General features: G+C 72.0%; 11 protein-coding genes. 5 read left to right on the top strand and 6 right to left on the bottom strand.

The genetic code is table 11. The annotated features are described in order from the left end of the window. Positions 1-45: 45 nt before the first annotated feature. The 4 genes from Voc01_RS26290 to Voc01_RS26275 are packed head-to-tail and all read left to right on the top strand — an operon-like array spanning position 46 to position 5566. Complete coding sequence (locus tag Voc01_RS26290; RefSeq protein ID WP_203930226.1) at positions 46-4149, top strand: sensor histidine kinase; 4104 nt, start codon at positions 46-48, stop codon at positions 4147-4149. Further along, positions 4146-4550 carry a roadblock/LC7 domain-containing protein gene (locus tag Voc01_RS26285; RefSeq protein WP_203930225.1) on the top strand — a complete coding sequence of 135 codons (405 nt, stop codon included), beginning with the start codon at positions 4146-4148 and terminating at the stop codon, positions 4548-4550. Before Voc01_RS26290 ends, Voc01_RS26285 begins: the two co-directional genes overlap by 4 nt. A 52-nt stretch (positions 4551-4602) precedes the next feature. After that, positions 4603-4980 (top strand): DUF742 domain-containing protein, encoded by a 378-nt coding sequence (locus Voc01_RS26280; protein WP_203930236.1) that lies wholly within the window; start codon positions 4603-4605, stop codon positions 4978-4980. A 1-nt stretch (position 4981) separates the two neighbouring features. After that, a complete protein-coding gene (locus tag Voc01_RS26275; RefSeq protein WP_203930224.1) occupies positions 4982-5566 on the top strand; it encodes a GTP-binding protein in 585 nt (194 codons plus the stop codon). 95 nt (positions 5567-5661) lie between these two features. Here Voc01_RS26275 and Voc01_RS26270 read toward each other — a convergent pair whose 3' ends face one another. The 6 genes from Voc01_RS26270 to deoC all read right to left on the bottom strand — a co-directional run bounded on the left by Voc01_RS26270 (position 5662) and on the right by deoC (position 14897). Continuing rightward, complete coding sequence (locus Voc01_RS26270) at positions 5662-6777, bottom strand: methyl-accepting chemotaxis protein (protein WP_203930223.1); 1116 nt, start codon at positions 6775-6777, stop codon at positions 5662-5664. Positions 6778-6831: 54 nt separating this feature from the next. After that, the gene (locus Voc01_RS26265; protein ID WP_445009830.1) at positions 6832-9255 is read right to left on the bottom strand and encodes a nucleoporin FG repeat-containing protein; all 2424 of its coding nucleotides are present in this window, start codon (positions 9253-9255) and stop codon (positions 6832-6834) included. Between the two features lie 188 nt (positions 9256-9443). Further along, a complete protein-coding gene (locus Voc01_RS26260) occupies positions 9444-11639 on the bottom strand; it encodes a SatS C-terminal domain-containing protein (RefSeq protein ID WP_203930222.1) in 2196 nt (731 codons plus the stop codon). A 45-nt stretch (positions 11640-11684) separates the two neighbouring features. Further along, the gene (locus Voc01_RS26255; RefSeq protein WP_203930221.1) at positions 11685-12524 is read right to left on the bottom strand and encodes an aldehyde dehydrogenase family protein; all 840 of its coding nucleotides are present in this window, start codon (positions 12522-12524) and stop codon (positions 11685-11687) included. Beyond that, positions 12517-13947, bottom strand: coding sequence for an aldehyde dehydrogenase family protein (locus Voc01_RS26250; protein ID WP_203930220.1), 1431 nt, complete (start codon positions 13945-13947; stop codon positions 12517-12519). The genes Voc01_RS26255 and Voc01_RS26250 overlap by 8 nt, the downstream gene beginning before the upstream one ends. Positions 13948-13949: 2 nt before the next feature. Next, on the bottom strand, positions 13950-14897 hold the full coding sequence (deoC, locus tag Voc01_RS26245; RefSeq protein ID WP_203930219.1) for a deoxyribose-phosphate aldolase: 948 nt from the start codon (positions 14895-14897) through the stop codon (positions 13950-13952). Positions 14898-15029: 132 nt separating this feature from the next. Between deoC and upp the strand changes: the two genes are divergently transcribed. Further along, positions 15030-15668 (top strand): uracil phosphoribosyltransferase, encoded by a 639-nt coding sequence (gene upp, locus Voc01_RS26240; protein WP_203930218.1) that lies wholly within the window; start codon positions 15030-15032, stop codon positions 15666-15668. Positions 15669-15790: the final 122 nt, after the last annotated feature.

The raw sequence follows: 15790 nt of genomic DNA, 5'->3' as shown, positions 1-15790 counted from the left end.
TCGCGGGTGCCCACAGTGCGGGTCCCGTTACGGAAGGGCGGTGAGGTGAGCGAACGGCCAATGACGGAGGGCTCCAAGTTCTCGCGTCTGCGCAAGCCGGTAGGCCGCCTCCGCGACCTGCCGATCTGGTCGAAACTCGGTCTGATCATGATCGTGCCGACCATCGCCACGATCGTCGTCGGTACGACAGGTCTGGTCGAGAACATCTCGGCCGCCAACGACGCCGACCGCACCCGCACCCTCGCCCGCCTCTCCATGCAGGCCGGCGCGGTCATCCAGGAACTGCAGAGCGAGCGCGCGGCGGGCGTCCTCTTCGTGGGGTCTCCGGCCGAGACGCGGGGTACCCCGCAGGAGACGTTCAACAAGCAGATCCCGCAGACCGACAACGCCGTGTCGCAGTACCGGCAGAGCAGGCGCGCCGTCGGCGACCTCGGTGGATCGGCGCAGGTCGCCATCAACGAGGCCGACCGCACGATCGGCGACCTCTCCCGGCTGCGTGAGCAGGTCAAGGCGGTCACCGAGCTGTCGATGTCCGACATCGCCTTCCGGTACCGGGTGATCATCGCCGACCTGGTCCAGGTGCGCGAGATCGCGATCCGGCTCACCAACGACCCCGAGCTGAGCACGTCGCAGCAGGCCGCGGCCGCGATCAGCGACCGCAAGTCCGCGATCAACGAGCAGCGGATCGTCATCCTGCGGGTGCTGTCCAGCCAGACGGCCAACGGCACCGGTCTCACGCTCGCGCTGCGCCGGGAGTTCGACAACGCGCTCGCCGCCGAGAACGCGGCGGCCGTCCGGTTCTCCGCGACGGCGACCCCGGCCGAGAGCGACCTGCTCGACCAGACGCTCACCGGTAGCGACCTGCGGAAGGCCTTCGGGTTCCAGGGCAAGATCGCGAGCGTCGGCACCAACAACGGCTCGCAGCTCGACTTCAACGCGCCCGAGTGGGACTCCGCGATCGCCACCGAGGTGAACCTGCTCCGCCAGGTCGAACTGACCCTCGACGAGCGGGTCGTGATCACCGCGACCGGCATCCGCGACGACCTCCGCCAGACGGTTCTCGTGCAGACCGGTCTGCTGCTGAGCATGCTGCTGCTGGCGATCCTGTTCGCCTGGTTGGTGGCCCGCTCGATGGCCCGGTCGCTGCGTGAGCTGCGCCACGGCGCGCTCACCGTCGCCCAGTACGGCCTGCCGCAGGCCGTCGCCCGGCTGCGTGAGCCGTCACTGGCCATCCAGGCCACGCCCGACCACATCGCGAAGCAGATCGCGGAACCCCTGCCGGTCCGCAGCCGCGACGAGTTCGGGCAGGTCACCGAGGCGTTCAACGCGGTCCACCTGGAAGCCGTGCGAACCGCCGCCGAGCAGGCCCAGCTGCGGGCCTCCGTCGCGACGATGTTCGTCAACCTGGCGCGTCGTTCGCAGATCCTGGTCGACCGGCTCATCGGTCACCTCGACCGCCTCGAGCGTGGCGAGGAAGACCCCGACCGGCTGGCCGAGCTGTTCCAGCTCGACCACCTCGCCACCCGAATGCGGCGAAACGACGAGAACCTCCTGGTTCTCGCCGGCGCCGACTCCTCGCGCGTGCAGCGCGAGCCGGCCCCGCTCATGGACGTGCTGCGCGCCGCCCAGTCCGAGGTGGAGCACTACACGCGCATCGAGTTCGGCATGATCGACCGCGACGTCGAGATCGCCGCCCACTCGGTGAACGACATGGTGCACCTGGTCGCCGAGCTGCTCGACAACGCCACCGCGTTCTCGCCGCCCGACTCGGCGGTGGTCGTGGAGGCTCGCCGGGTCGGCGAGCGGTGCGTGCTCCTCGTGGAGGACCGCGGCATCGGCATCTCGCCCGACCAGCTGCGTGAGCTCAACGAGAAGCTGTCCAACCCGCCCGCCGTCGACGTGGCCGTCTCCCGGATGATGGGCCTGGTCGTGGTCGCGCGGCTGGCCGCCCGCCACGGGGTGCGCGTCGAACTGCGCGCGGCCCGCGAGCGCGGCACGGTCGCCGACATCACCCTGCCCGCCAGCGTCCTGGTTCAGCGGCTCGCCGCCGGCCGGAACACCGGCGAGCTTCCGGTGGTCGGCGCCGGGTCCGAGCGGTCGCTCCAGTCGCCGCCGTCGCGTCCGGCGATGGGCATGCCGTCCACGCTCGCCCTCGAGGGTGGCGACCGGCCCGGTCCGTCGCGGGAGCGCACGCCGTCGGCGTTCGCGTCGGGTCCGGCGTTCTCGCCGACCAACCCGACCACGCCGACCCGCAACCCGAGCCCGCCGTCGGCGCTGCGTCCGACGTCGCCGGGCATCCCCGGCGCGCAGCCGCCGGCGAGCGCCTTCGGCCAGTCGCCGTCGGCGTTCGACCAGGGCCAGCCGCCGTCGTCGTCCGGGTTCGGTCGTCCCGCGCTGAGCGGTGCCGGTGGTCCTCCCACCGGTCCGGCGGCCGGTCCTACCGGTCCCGGCCGGCCGAGTGGTGGCCGTGGCGGCCTTCCGCCGTGGTCCGACCTCACCGGTGCGTCCTCCGTGGGCAACGGGAACGGCTCGCACGGCCCCGGTGGGCAGGAGCCTGGGCAGCAGCGGCGTCCGGGCGACTCCGAGCCGTCCGACGGTGGGTCGATCCCGCGTCAGCGGCCGGCCGACGCTCCGCCGCAGGTTTCGGGCATGCAGCCCTCGGGCGCGCAGTCCGCGGGTCTGCCGACGCGTCCGACCTCGGCCTCACCGGCCGGCGGTCCGCAGGTGTCGGGCCCCGGTGGGCTGCCCACGCGTCCGACGACGCCGGCGGCTCCGGCGAGCGGTCCGGCCATGTCCGGCCCCGGTGGGCTGCCGACCCGTCCGACGACGCCGGGAACCCCGGCCATCCCGACCAGCGGCGCGCCCGCGTCCGGTCCGGGCGGGCTTCCGACGCGTCCGGCCACCCCGGCGATCCCGAACAGCGGTCCGCCGGCTGGCGGCCCGACCGGTCCCGCCGGGTTGCCGACCCGTCCGACTTCGGGCCGGCCCGACCAGCCCGTGTCGGGTCAGCCGGCGCCTCCGGCCTGGCCGCCGGCGCCCGGTGCGCCGACGCCGCCGGTTCCCAGCGCTCCGGCCGCCAGCGCGCCGTCGGCTCCCGTGTCCCCGGCGCCGCCGCGGAACATGCCGCCGCAGGGCAGGCCGCCCCAGAACATGCCGGTACAGGGCACGCCGACGCCGAGTGCGCCGGAGCGGCCGGCCGACCGGTCCGACAGCGGCTACTCGCCCGCGCTCGACATGACGGCCGAGATCCCGCGGGTCCGCGACGACTGGGCGCCCCCGGCGCCGGCGTCGAACGGGCAGCCCGGCTCGGCCGTAGACGACCTGGCCGCGCTCCCGCGTCCCGATCAGACGATGGAGCTTCCGCCGATCTTCCGTGACGTGGAGTCGGCCTGGTTCCGCACCCGTCGCCCGTCGCCGATGCGTGCGCTCACCAACGGCTCCAACGGCTCGGCTCCGGCCGGGTCCGAGGCGCCGAACGGTGCCGCGCCGGCCCGCCCGGAGTCCGGTCCGTCGGCGCCCACGCGTCCGGCGTCCGGCCCGCCCGTGTCGGGTGCGCCGGCCACGGGTCCCACGGCTCCGCGTCCGGCCACGGGTCCGGCGGCTCCGCGTCCGGCGACCGGTCCCGCGGGTCCGCGTCCGGCCACCGGCCCGGCGGCGATGCCGACCGGAGCGCCGTGGTCGCCGCCGCCCGCGGGCGCGCCGGCATCTTCACCGTTGCCGCCGCGTACGCCGTCGTCGCCGCTTCCGCCGCGGACGCCGGCACCCGCCGCCGCGGCCTACACCCCGCCCGCCGATCCCGCATCGGCGCCTGGCGATAGGTTGACGCCCGGTGAGTCGGTAACCTGGCGTACAGCCGCCGACGACGGATGGCGTGCGGCAGAGGCGCTGGGGCAGGATCGGGACTTCAACTTGACCGAAGGCGGGCTGCCGAAGCGGGTGCCCATGTCGCAGCTCGTGCCGGGTGGCGTCGAGCGGGCGACGACGGCGTCGCATCGGCGTACCCCGGAAGCAGTGCGTGGCCTGCTCTCCGCGTATCACCGCGGGGTCCAGCGGGGACGCAGCCAGAGTCCTTCGTCCACCGACTCACGAACCCCGCAACCAACGCAGGCCGGGCCTTCTAATCCGCAGGGCAAGGAGCGCGAAGCATGACATCGACGCAGGACCTCGGTTGGCTCCTCGCCAACTTCGCTGATCGGGTGCCCGGTGTGGCCCACGCGGTCGCGGTTTCGGCAGACGGGCTGCTGCTGGCCTCGTCGCGAGACCTGCCCCGCGACCGGGCCGACCAGCTCGCCGCGATCTCCTCGGGCCTGGTCAGCCTGACCCAGGGCGCGTCCCGCTGCTTCGAAGGCGGAGCGGTGCTGCAGACGGTCGTCGAGATGGACAACGGGTTCCTGTTCCTGATGTCCATCTCCGACGGATCCTCGTTCGCGGTGCTCGCCGCCCGGGCGTGTGACGTCGGCCAGGTCGGGTACGAGATGGCGCTGCTGGTGGACCGGGTGGGTGACGCGCTGACGCCAGCGCCGCGCCCGGCCGCGTCCATGATGGGCTGAGCGGCACACATTGACTACCACGATCGGGGCTGGTGGGGAGGTGAACGGCGACATGGCTGAACGTGATGAGCCTACGGGCGCCCTCGTGCGTCCGTACGCCGTCACCCGGGGCCGTACCCGGCCGAAGGTCGACATCGCCATCGAGGCGTTGATCGAGACGACGGTGCGTGGGCGAACCGCCCACTCCCGCCCGGGCGGGGGTCACGGTCAGGAGCAGCAGCAGATCGCGACGATGTGTGAGAGTCGCGTCCAGTCGCTGGCGGAGATCTCCGCCCGGCTCCATCTGCCCCTCGGGGTGGCCAGGGTGCTCGTCGCCGACATGGCGGCGGATGGCCTGGTCTCGGTACATGAGCCGACCTCGTTGGACGACAACGAGGCGGTGGGCACGGAATTGCTGGAGAGGGTGCTCAGTGGACTTCGGAGGCTCTAACATGGCTCGCCCGGCCTCCGGGCGGGTCACGTCGGCGAAGATCGTCATCGCCGGAGGGTTCGGTGTGGGTAAGACCACGCTTGTGGGCTCGGTCTCGGAGATCACTCCGCTGACGACCGAGGCCATCATGACCTCGGCCGGCGTCGGGGTCGACGACACCCGTCAGGTGCCGGGCAAGCTGACGACGACGGTCGCCATGGACTTCGGCCGTATCAGCATCGACCGCGACCTGATCCTGTACCTGTTCGGTACCCCCGGCCAGACCCGGTTCTGGTTCATGTGGGACGAGCTCGTGCGGGGCGCCATCGGCGCGGTCGTCATGGTCGACACCCGGCGGCTCGCCGACTGCTTCGCCGCGATCGACTTCTTCGAGCACCGGCGGCTGCCGTACCTGGTGGCGATCAACTGCTTCGACGGCGTGCAGTACCACAACGCCGACGACGTGCGGGAGGCCCTCGCGGTGTCGCCCGACGTCCCGGTGGTGCCGTGCGACGCGCGTAGCCGTGAGTCGACCAAGCAGGTGCTGATCTCGCTGGTCGAGTACGTGCTCTCGATGCGCCGCTCGAGGGCCGCCGCTCCGGCCTAGCCGGCTTCCGACGACGCGGGCCCATCCTCTCCGGGTCCGCGTCGTTTGCTGTCCGGCCAGGTCACGCTGAGTAGTTGCCGGCTAGCAAGCGACGATCAATGCCGACCCGGGGCGGAGGCGCCGGCCGCGGAGACCGGTTCAGCCGCGGACATCACGAGCTGGCGGGTGCGGGACGTCGTCTCGCTCTGCTCCTGCATGACCTGCCGGATGTGCTCCTGGAGCGACGTCACCGACGCGAGCCGTTCGGCGACCTCACGCACCGCGGCGGTGACGTTCGACGCCTGGGCCTTCACGTCCTCCACGGTGCTCTCGATGCGGGCGGTGGCACTGGCCGTCTGCGACGCCAGCTCCTTGACCTCTCCGGCCACGACGGCGAAGCCCTTGCCGATGTCGCCGGCCCGCGCCGCCTCGATGGTGGCGTTGAGCGCCAGCAGGTTGGTCTGGTCGGCCACGGCCTGGATCAGACCGGCGATCGTGGAGATGTCGGCGATCGCGGTGCCGACGTGACCGATCGCCTCGACGGCCTGGTTCGCGGTCGACATGGCCGAGTTGATCTCGGCGGTGCCGTTGTCGACCGTGGTGCCGGCGTCGCTGATGGCCGTCTCGAACGTGAGCAGTGCCTCGCCGGCCTCCGACCCGAGCCGGTCGCCGGTGGCGGCCACCCGGGCCAGGACCTGCTCCAGTTCCCGCGCCAGTTCGGTGCTGCGCTCCACCTCGCTGGCCGCCGACCGGGCCGCGTCGGCCTCGCGTTCGTCGGCGCTGTCTGCCGCCTCCCGCAACGCCCGCTCGGCCCGTTCCGTCGTCTCCGCCTGGATGCGGTCGGACTCCGCCTGGGCCTGGGCGGCGAACCGCCAGAAGACCACCTGGGCGGCGCACATGCCGAGCACGAACGCGGCGTGCAGCAGCGCACAGAAGAACGGGTTCGCCTGCGCGCGCGGGTCGGAGAAGACCTGATCCGGCGCGATCAGCCCGACCACGAGGTGGTGGAAGGCCACGGTCGACACCGCGACGGCGAACGGCAGCCAGTCCTGGTAGAGACCCACCAGAGCCAGCACGACGAAGAAGTGGAAGTGCAGGTCGGTCAGGCCGCCGCCGGCGTGCACGAGGCCGTAGGCACCCAGCAGGAGGCCCACGCTGACCGTGATCGCCCGTCCCCGCTGCGACCGCGGCATGTTGGCGATCGCGGCACACAGCAGGATCAGGACGGCCACCGGAAGCCCCGGTGGCCGTCCTATGCCTGCGTGCCCAACGCCTCTCGGAAATGCCTAGCGCCGCGCGGAGCGGTAGCCGTAGTCGGTGGCGGGCGCGAACTCCTCGTCGCCCGCCGCGTCACGGCTGAAGTCCCAGCCGACCGACGACTCGCGTCCCGGACGGCCGCCGACGGAGAACCCGCCGACCTCCTGGCCGCGCCGGTAGCCGTTGAAGTAGGCACCGGTGTGCGCGGCGATCGAGGCCGCGTCACGCACGATGCGCAGCGGGCGCGGGTCGGGCTCGGCTTCGGCGGTCTGCTGGGCGGAACCCGGCACCAGGTTGCGTTGCGGCACCCGGCGGGGCAGTCCGGCGCTGGTCTCGGCGCCGACCGCCGGCCGGGCGGCCTGGGAAGCGGCCTCCCAACCCGTGTCGGCCGCGGTGACCCACTCGACCTCTTCCTCCGACTCGTTGCCGTCGATGAACCAGGCCGACCGGCACTCCGCAAAGATCAGCAGATCGTCGTCACCGGCGTTGATCTCGACCGGCGCCTCACCGAGGGGGTCGACCACGACGGCACTGCCGCTCGCCGTGACGTGCCTGCTGTGCCGGCTGGCCGGCTCCGGCCCCGACGGCACGAGCCGCAGCGTCGGCGGGTCGAACCGGTCACTGTCGAGGCCGCCCACGGAACGTTCGGTCGACAGCGCGGGATCGGCCAGCGGCGCCGGCTCGACCAGCCGCAGCGTCGGCGGCTCGACCGGCAGGTCGTCGGACTGCCACGGCGGCTTGACCCGGCCCTCACGCTGACGCGGGACGTCGGCGGCGCCGTTGCCCGACACCAGCGGGTAGGAGCCGCTCTGCTCCTCCTCGCCGACCAGCGGCCAGTTGGCGCGGGAGCCGGGCGCGTGGACCTCGGGCGAGAGCCGGGGCATCGGCGGCGACGGCTGGTGGTGCGCCGGCGGCTGAGCCGCGAACGTCGTGGTGACGTCGGATCCGAACGGCGACGACGCCTGCCCGGCGAACGTGGTGGTGTTGTCGGACCCGAACGACGCGGCCGGCTGGCCCGCGAACGTCGTCGTGTTGTCGGACCCGAACGGCGACGGCGTCTGCCCGACGAACGTGGCGGTGTTGTCGGACCCGAACGACGCGGCCGGTTGGCCCGCGAACGTGGACGTGGTGTCGGACCCGAACGACGGCGCCGGTTGGCCCGCGAACGTCGACGTGGTGTCGGACCCGTGCGCCGGCCGGCTCTGCCGCGTGCTCGGCGGGATCGCCGTGCGTCCACGTTCGGGCATCGGGATCCGGCTCGGCAACTCGGTGGTCGCCTGGCCCGGCTCGTCGTCGGGACGGGCCGCCGGCACCTGGATCATGCCGGAGCCCGGGAACGACGCGGCCGGCTGGTACGGCGCGGGCGGTGCAGGAGCCGCGGACACGGGCGCCGAGGGCATCGGAAGCGACGGTGCCGGAATCGACGGGAACGCACCGGTGTCGGCGGACGAACCGTAGTGGCCGTTGCCGTTGCCGTTCGCGCTGCCGTTCGACACCACCCGCAGCGGCGGGGCACCGAAACCGTTGCCGAGGTGCCGTGGAGCCTCGTAGGCGGGCTGCTCGACCGGACGCACCGGCGGGGCCATGCGGTCGGCGATGACGCCCACCAGCGCCTCGCTGGCGCCGTCGAAGCAGCGGACCGATGCGACGGCCTGCTTGACCGTCTCGGCCACCGCCGACGTCATCGCGCGGGTGACACCGGCCCGGCGCGGCGTCTCCGCGATCGCGACCCGCAGCGCGGTGACGGCCTCGTCGAGAATCTCGCGCTCGGCGACCCCCGCGTCGACGAGTGCGGCGACGACCTCGCCCTCCTGCACCCGCCCGGCGGAGGCGTTGACGAGCTGACCCGGCTCGGGCAGCGCCTGGAGCACCGCCAACGACACCGGCTCGGCCGGGTCGGCGTAGGCGCGCAACGCGGCCGGGTACAGCTCACGGAGGACCTCGCGCAGCGTTCCGGCCGCCTGCTGCCGGCCGGTGACGATCGCGGCGTGCGCCGTGAGCAATGGCTTGAGGTTGAACATCTCCGGCGGCGTGGCCTGGGGGACGGCCTGCAGCACACCCGCCTGCAACGCGCGTGCCAGGCCGATCGCCCGGCGCTCGGCCGGGCCGGAGCGGATCTCGTCGGGCGAGCCGTCGTCGGCGAAGCGCTCGGCGAAGTCGTCGGCCGCGTCAGGACCGGCGTAGGCCATGTAACGGCCAGCGGCGGTCAGTAACTGGGTGACGGCGTGATCGTTGTTGGCAGTAGCGACGGCAACCGTTGCCGGTCCGTCGCCGCGCTGGGCGAACAGGGCGCACAACTCGGCGTATCCGCCGGGGTCGTCGGTGATTTCGCAGATGTCGAGTAGCCGGCCGGCGTCGTCGACGATGGATACCGTCAACCAGTGCTGCGCCTCCGGTGCGAGCGCAGGACCATCTGCCGACGCCAGTCCGCAGTACACCCGAACGAGCGTCACCGCGTGCTCCTCCTCCTGGGACAGGGTGTCGTGAGCTACCTCAACCTGATGGATGCGTCCCCCCATCCATCAGGCCTACCCAGCAGGGAGGGCCAGTCAACCGCCACTATTCACGGTTGCCACCCTGCTGACGATCACCCGTTCCGGCGCAATGCTTTGGTCACCGAATGATGCTCCCTGGTCAAGGGTCACTCGCGCCAGTCCACGACCGATGAGATCTTGCCAATTATCGTGCGCCATCCTAGCGCCGTCTGTTGCGTCACGATTTTGCGCAGTTTGCGCCGGGCGAAGAAGCCACGAATTCCGCCCCTGCTGTCGGCGTTGCGGATCGCCTCGTCGAGATCGTCGAGCGGCGTGCCCGGCCCGAGCGCGCTGATGACCGTCTCCAGCCGCGTGGCGTAGGCGATGTCGCGCGAGACCTCACCCGCCTGGATCAACAGCGTGTAGTCGAGCGAGTCGGCTCCGCCACGAAGGTTGTCGACGACGAGGTCCAGCTCGTACTTGTCGGCGGGGTCGGGAACGATGTGATCGACGGTGATCCGTTCGCGCAGGTCCGACCAGGTGTCGAGCTGGGCGAGGTCGTGGTCGTCGCTGTTCTTGACGAAGTCGACCAGGTGGTCGGCGGTGGCGAAGACGTAGACCTTGCCGCGTCGGCCGAGGAAGACCGGAACCTCCTCCGCGGCGGGCTTCACCTCGACGTCGTCTTCGTCCTCATCGTCGTCATCGTCATCGTCGTCCTTGGACGCGGACGGTTCGTCGTCGTCGTCCTCGTCGTCGTCTTCTTCGTCGTCCTCGTCGTCGTCCGACTTGGCGGCGATGTCGTCGTCTTCGTCCTCGCCGTCATCGAGGTCGAGGTCGTCGTCCTCGTCGTCGTCTTCGTCGTCGTCATCGTCGTAGTCGAGGTCGTCGTCGCGGCTGCTCTTGACGCGCGTGGTCGGACCGGCCTCGAGCCCCAGCGCGGCGACCAGTTCCTCCTCGGCGACGTCGGCGTCGTCGTCCTCGTCCTTGTCGAGGAAGCCGGCGAACTCGTCCTCACGCTCGTCGACCTCGACGGCCGCCAGCTCGTCGGACATGCGGTAGGCCCGCAGCGTGTAGCCGACGCCCTTGGGAAGGGCCAGCTCGACCGGCGCGACCTTGACCTCGGCCCAGAACTCGGCCGCGGCCGCGGTGAGCTCCGGGTCGTCGTCGTCGTCTTCGTCGACCTCGGCCTCGTCGGCCTCGTCGGCCTCGACGTCGGCCTCGACCGGATCGACGTCCACCTCGTCGTCGATGTCCTCGGGCTCGTCGTCGTCAAGCTCGGGCGGCGCCTCGACCACCGACGGCCGCTTGCCCAGCGACGGCTTGCCCACCGGCTCCGGCTCCTTGCCCGCCGGCTCCGGCGCGGCCGACTTCGCCAGCTCCGCCGGCGACTCCTCGGTGGTCGACTCGATGTCGGCCAGCGTCACGTCGACCGGCTCCACCTCGATCGGCTCGACCGCGACCGGCTCGACGTCGACGCTGTCGGCCACGACCGGCTCGGCCACCGGCGGCGGGGGAGCGGCCTTCTTCACCGGCGCCTTCCGGGCGGCCGGCGTCCTCTTGGCCGGAGCGGCCTTGGCAGGAGGCGCGGCCTTCGTGGGAGGTGCCGCCGCGGCCGGCGAAGTGGTGGCGGCCGGGGTCACGGCCGTCGCGTCGGTGGTTGCCGCCGAACCGGCAGCGGCCGCCGGCGTCGCCTTGGCGCGCGTGCTCCTGGCCGGAGCGGCCTTCGCCGGCGTGGTCTTCGCCGGAGTGGCCTTGGCCGGGGTGCTCCTGGTGGCGGGCGTGCTCTTCGCGGCGGGCATGGTCGTTCCCACGGCGGGAGGGGTGGCCTTGGCGGTCTTCGCCGGTGCCTTCTTCGCCGGGGTGGTCTTCCGCGCCGGAGTCCGCTTCGCCGGCGTGGTCGCGCCGGTCGCTGGCCCTGTGGCGGCCGTCGAGCCGGTGGCGGTCGCTGGGCCGGCAACGGTCGCGGCGGCGTCTGCCGGATCGGCGTCTGCCGGCTCCGCGTCGGCGGGCTCGGCACCCGCGGGCTCGGCACCAGCCGGCTCCGCACCAACCGGCTCCGCACCAGCGACAGGTCCGGCGGGTCCGGTTGCCGTCGCGGCGGGGTCCGGGGTCGGCGCCGCGGGTGCCAAGGTGTCGGGTTCCGTCGTACCGGGAACCGCGGCCGACGGGTCAGCCGTACCGGAGGTAGCGGCATCGACCTCGGGATCGACGCCGGTGACGGGGTCGACCGGAGGCTTGCCGGTGGCCTTCGCCGCCGGCCGGGTGGATGCCGGCCGGGCGCCGCGGGGGCCGCGGGAGTTGCGGGGATTGCTCGATCCGGACCGCTGGCGGGCCACGTCGACCTCCGGGTTGGCGTACGTCATCGCTACGAAGCGATGACCACCCTAGCCGGCAGTCCTCCGTCTTGCTTACACCCCCTTGGGATGCCACACCGTCTTGGTCTCCAGGAAGGCGGTCATCCGGCCGGTGCCGGGGTCGGAAGCCCAGTCGACAGGCATCGGACGTAGGACGCGCTTCAGGTTCTCGGCGGCCTCGCGCTCCAGGTCGGCGGCCAGTGCCGGGTCGTCGACGCCGGCCAGGTCGAGCGCGTTGACGTCGAGGTGCGACGCCAGCCACGGCGCCATCTCGGCGACGCGACCCGTCAACAGGTTCACCACGCCGCCCGGAAGATCGGAGGTCGCGAGCACCTCGGCGAGCGTCACCGCCGGCAGCGGGTTCTCCTCCGCGGCCAGCACGACCACCGCGTTACCGGTGACGATCGCCGGCGCCACCACGCTCACCAGCCCGAGCAGCGGGTCGGCCGGCGCGACGACGCCGACCACGCCGGTGGGCTCGGGTGCCGAGATGTTGAAGTACGGCCCGGCGACCGGGTTGGCGCCGCCGTACACCGTCGCGATCTTGTCGGACCAGCCGGCGTACCAGACCCAGCGGTCGATCGCCTCGTCGACGGTCGCCGCGGGCACGCCGTAGGCCACGAACTGCTCGCGCCGGCCCTCGAGCATCTCGGCCACGCGGTACAGGATCTGCCCGCGGTTGTACGCCGTCGCCTTCGCCCAGCCGGGAAAGGCCGCGCGAGCGGCGCGCACCGCGTCGCGGACATCTTTACGGGACGCCAGAGCGGCGTTCGCCACGAAGTCGCCAGCCGCCGACCGCACCGGGTACGACCTCCCCGACTCGCTACGGGGGAACGCCCCACCGATGAACAGCTTGTAGGTCTTGCGGACGGCGAGCCGAACGTTGTCAGGCAAGGTAGGCCTCCAACCCGTGCCGGCCGCCCTCGCGCCCGTAACCCGACTCCTTGTAGCCGCCGAACGGCGACGTGGGGTCGAACTTGTTGAACGTGTTCGCCCACACCACGCCGGCGCGCAGCTTGTCGGCCATCGCGAGAATGCGCGAGCCCTTCTCGGTCCACACGCCGGCCGACAGGCCGTACGGCGTGTTGTTGGCCTTCTCGACCGCCTCGGCCGGCGTGCGGAACGTGAGCACCGACAGCACCGGTCCAAAAATCTCTTCCCGCGCGATGCGATGCGCCTGCGAGACGCCCGTGAAGATCGTCGGGGCGAACCAGAACCCGCGGTCGGGCAGCTCACACGGCGGCGACCAGATCTCCGCGCCCTCGGCCGACCCGGCCTCCGACAGCTCTCTGATGCGGGCCAGCTGCGCGGCCGAGTTGATCGCGCCGACGTCGGTGTTCTTGTCGAGCGGGTCACCGACGCGCAGCTGCGCCATGCGCCGCTTCAACGACGCCAGGAACTCCTCGGCGACCGACTCCTGCAGGAGCAGCCGCGACCCGGCGCAGCACACGTGCCCCTGGTTGAAGAAGATCCCGTTGACGATGCCCTCGACCGCCTGGTCGATCGGCGCGTCGTCGAACACGATGTTCGCGGCCTTGCCGCCGAGCTCCAGCGTCACCTTCTTGCGCGACCCCGCGACCGACCGCGCGATCTGCCGCCCGACCTCAGTGGACCCGGTGAACGCGACCTTGTCGACGTCGGGGTGCTCGACCAGCAGCCGCCCGGTGTCGCCGGCGCCGGTGACGATGTTGACCGTGCCCGGCGGCAGCTCCGCCTGCTGGCAGATCTCGGCGAACACCAGCGCGGTGAGCGGGGTGGTCTCGGCCGGCTTCAGCACCACCGTGTTGCCGGCGGCGAGCGCCGGCGCGATCTTCCAGGCCAGCATGAGCAGCGGGAAGTTCCACGGGATGACCTGCGCGGCCACGCCCAGCGGCTTCGGGTCCGGGCCGAAGCCCGCGTACCCGAGCTTGTCGGCCCAGCCGGCGTAGTAGAAGAAATGCGCGGCGACCAGCGGCAGGTCGACGTCGCGCGATTCGCGAATCGGCTTGCCGTTGTCGAGCGACTCCAGCACCGCGAGTTCTCGCGAACGCTCCTGGATCAGGCGGGCGATGCGGAACAGGTACTTCGCGCGATCGCGCGCTGGCATCGGTCCCCACGTCGTTTCGAACGCGCGGCGCGCGGCCGCGACCGCGAGATCGACATCGGCGGACACCGCCGCCGTGACCTCGGCCAGCACCTCCTCGGTGGCCGGGTTGACGGTCTTGAACGACTCGCCGCCCTTGGAGTCGAGGAAAGCACCGTCGATGAACAGGCCGTAGGACTCGCGGAGGTCGACGACCGAGCGCGACTCGGGTGCGGGTGCGTACTCAAAGGCCATGATCAGTCCAGGGTGACGTAGTCGGGGCCCGAGTAGCGGCCGGTGGCCATCTTGGCCCGCTGCATGAGCAGGTCGTTGAGCAGCGTCGACGCGCCGAAACGGAACCGGTCGGGGTGCAGCCACTCGTCGCCGGCGGTCTCGTTGACCATGACCAGGTACTTGATCGCGTCTTTGGCGGTACGGATGCCGCCGGCCGGCTTGACGCCGATCGTGGTGCCGGTGAGCGCCTTGAAGTCGCGCACCGCCTCGAGCATGACCAGCGTGACCGGCAGCGTCGCGGCCGGCTGGACCTTGCCGGTGGAGGTCTTGATGAAGTCGCCGCCGGCGAGCATGCCGATCCAGGACGCGCGGCGCACGTTGTCGTAGGTGGCCAGCTCGCCGGTCTCGAGGATGACCTTCAGGTGCGCCGACCCGCACGCCTCCTTGACGGCCGCGATCTCCTCGAAGACCTCCAGGTAGCGGCCGGAGAGGAACGCACCCCGGTTGATCACCATGTCGATCTCGTCGGCACCGTCTCTTACCGCCGCCTTCGTATCGGCGATCTTGATGTCGAGCGGAGCCTGGCCCGACGGGAACGCCGTGGCGACGGAGGCGATGTGGATCTTCGAGCCCTCCAGGGCCTCCTTCGCGGTGGCCACCATGGACGGGTACACACAGATCGCGGCCACCGGAGGGCAGTCAGGATCGGTGGGGTCGGGCCGCCGGCCCTTCGCGCAGAGCGCCCTGACCTTGCCGGGCGTGTCGGCACCTTCGAGGGTGGTGAGGTCGACCATGCGGATCGCCAGGTCGAGCGCCCACGCCTTGGACGTCGTCTTGATCGACCGGGTACCGAGCATCGCCGCCCGCTGCTCGGCGCCCACCTGGTCGACACCGGGCAGGCCGTGCAGGAACGCCCGCAACGCGCTCGCGGACCGGGCGACGTCGGCGAGGGGAGGCACCGTTGCCGTCATGTGAGGGAGTCTACGGTGCTGCTGGCGATCGCCTCCGCGATCGCGGGCCCGGGGCCTTTCCGGCGTCGCTCCCTGCGCTCCTCGGTCCAGGTGACGCCGTTCCCGGGCCGGTCGTCCAGTAGGTTGAGCGCCGTGGACGTTCTCGTGGTCGATCATCCCCTGGTCCGGTCCCGGCTCACCGACATGCGTGACGCACGCACCGATTCGGCGACGTTCCGGGCGGCGCTGCACGAACTGACCACCATGCTGGTCTACGAGGCGGCGCGGCTGTTCCCGGTGGAGGAGTACGCGATCATGACGCCGGTCGGCCCGACCACGGGCGCCCGCGTCGGCAACCCGCCGCTCCTCGTGCCGGTGCTCCGGGCCGGCCTCGGCATGGCCGACGCGGCGTTGGCGCTGCTACCCGAGTCGTCGATGGGATTCGTGGGACTGGCCCGCGACGAGGAGACGTTCGAGCCGCGCGCCTACCTCGAGTCGCTGCCCACCGACCTGGCCGGCAAGCCGGTACTGGTGCTCGACCCGATGCTCGCCACCGGCGGCTCGCTGGTGCACTGCTGCCGGCTGATCGCCGACCGCGGCTGCACCGACATGATCGTGGTGTGCGCGCTGGCGGCTCCGGAGGGCGTGGCGAAGCTGGAGCGGTCGGGCCTGCCGCTGCGCCTGGTGACCGCGTCGATCGACCAGGGGCTCAACGAGAAGGCGTTCATCGTCCCCGGCCTGGGCGACGCCGGCGACCGCCAGTTCGGCGGCATGCCCCGCTTCAAGGACTAGCGGTCCCTGGTCGCAGGTTCGCGCGGTCGCGGATTGGGCAAAGCCGACATTTCAGCCCGGCCCGCCACTGTCCGTCACGGCAAAGCCGCCCGCCACGTCTGTGCCGGTTGCCTTGATCGTTG

It is taken from the genome of Virgisporangium ochraceum (genome assembly GCF_016863655.1).
Classification (GTDB): Bacteria; Actinomycetota; Actinomycetes; order Mycobacteriales; family Micromonosporaceae; genus Virgisporangium; species Virgisporangium ochraceum.
The sequence above is the reverse complement of the archived record's forward strand: the minus strand, read 5'-3'. Positions and strand labels throughout refer to the sequence as shown.

What these genes read in the sequence shown, in the direction of transcription:
- Voc01_RS26280 (WP_203930236.1), top strand. Translation starts at nt 4,603, where the DNA reads ATGGCTGAACGTGATGAGCCTACGGGCGCCCTCGTGCGTCCGTACGCC.
- Voc01_RS26260 (WP_203930222.1), bottom strand. Translation starts at nt 11,639, where the DNA reads ATGACGTACGCCAACCCGGAGGTCGACGTGGCCCGCCAGCGGTCCGGA.
- deoC (WP_203930219.1), bottom strand. Translation starts at nt 14,897, where the DNA reads ATGACGGCAACGGTGCCTCCCCTCGCCGACGTCGCCCGGTCCGCGAGC.
- Voc01_RS26250 (WP_203930220.1), bottom strand. Translation starts at nt 13,947, where the DNA reads ATGGCCTTTGAGTACGCACCCGCACCCGAGTCGCGCTCGGTCGTCGAC.
- Voc01_RS26285 (WP_203930225.1), top strand. Translation starts at nt 4,146, where the DNA reads ATGACATCGACGCAGGACCTCGGTTGGCTCCTCGCCAACTTCGCTGAT.
- Voc01_RS26275 (WP_203930224.1), top strand. Translation starts at nt 4,982, where the DNA reads ATGGCTCGCCCGGCCTCCGGGCGGGTCACGTCGGCGAAGATCGTCATC.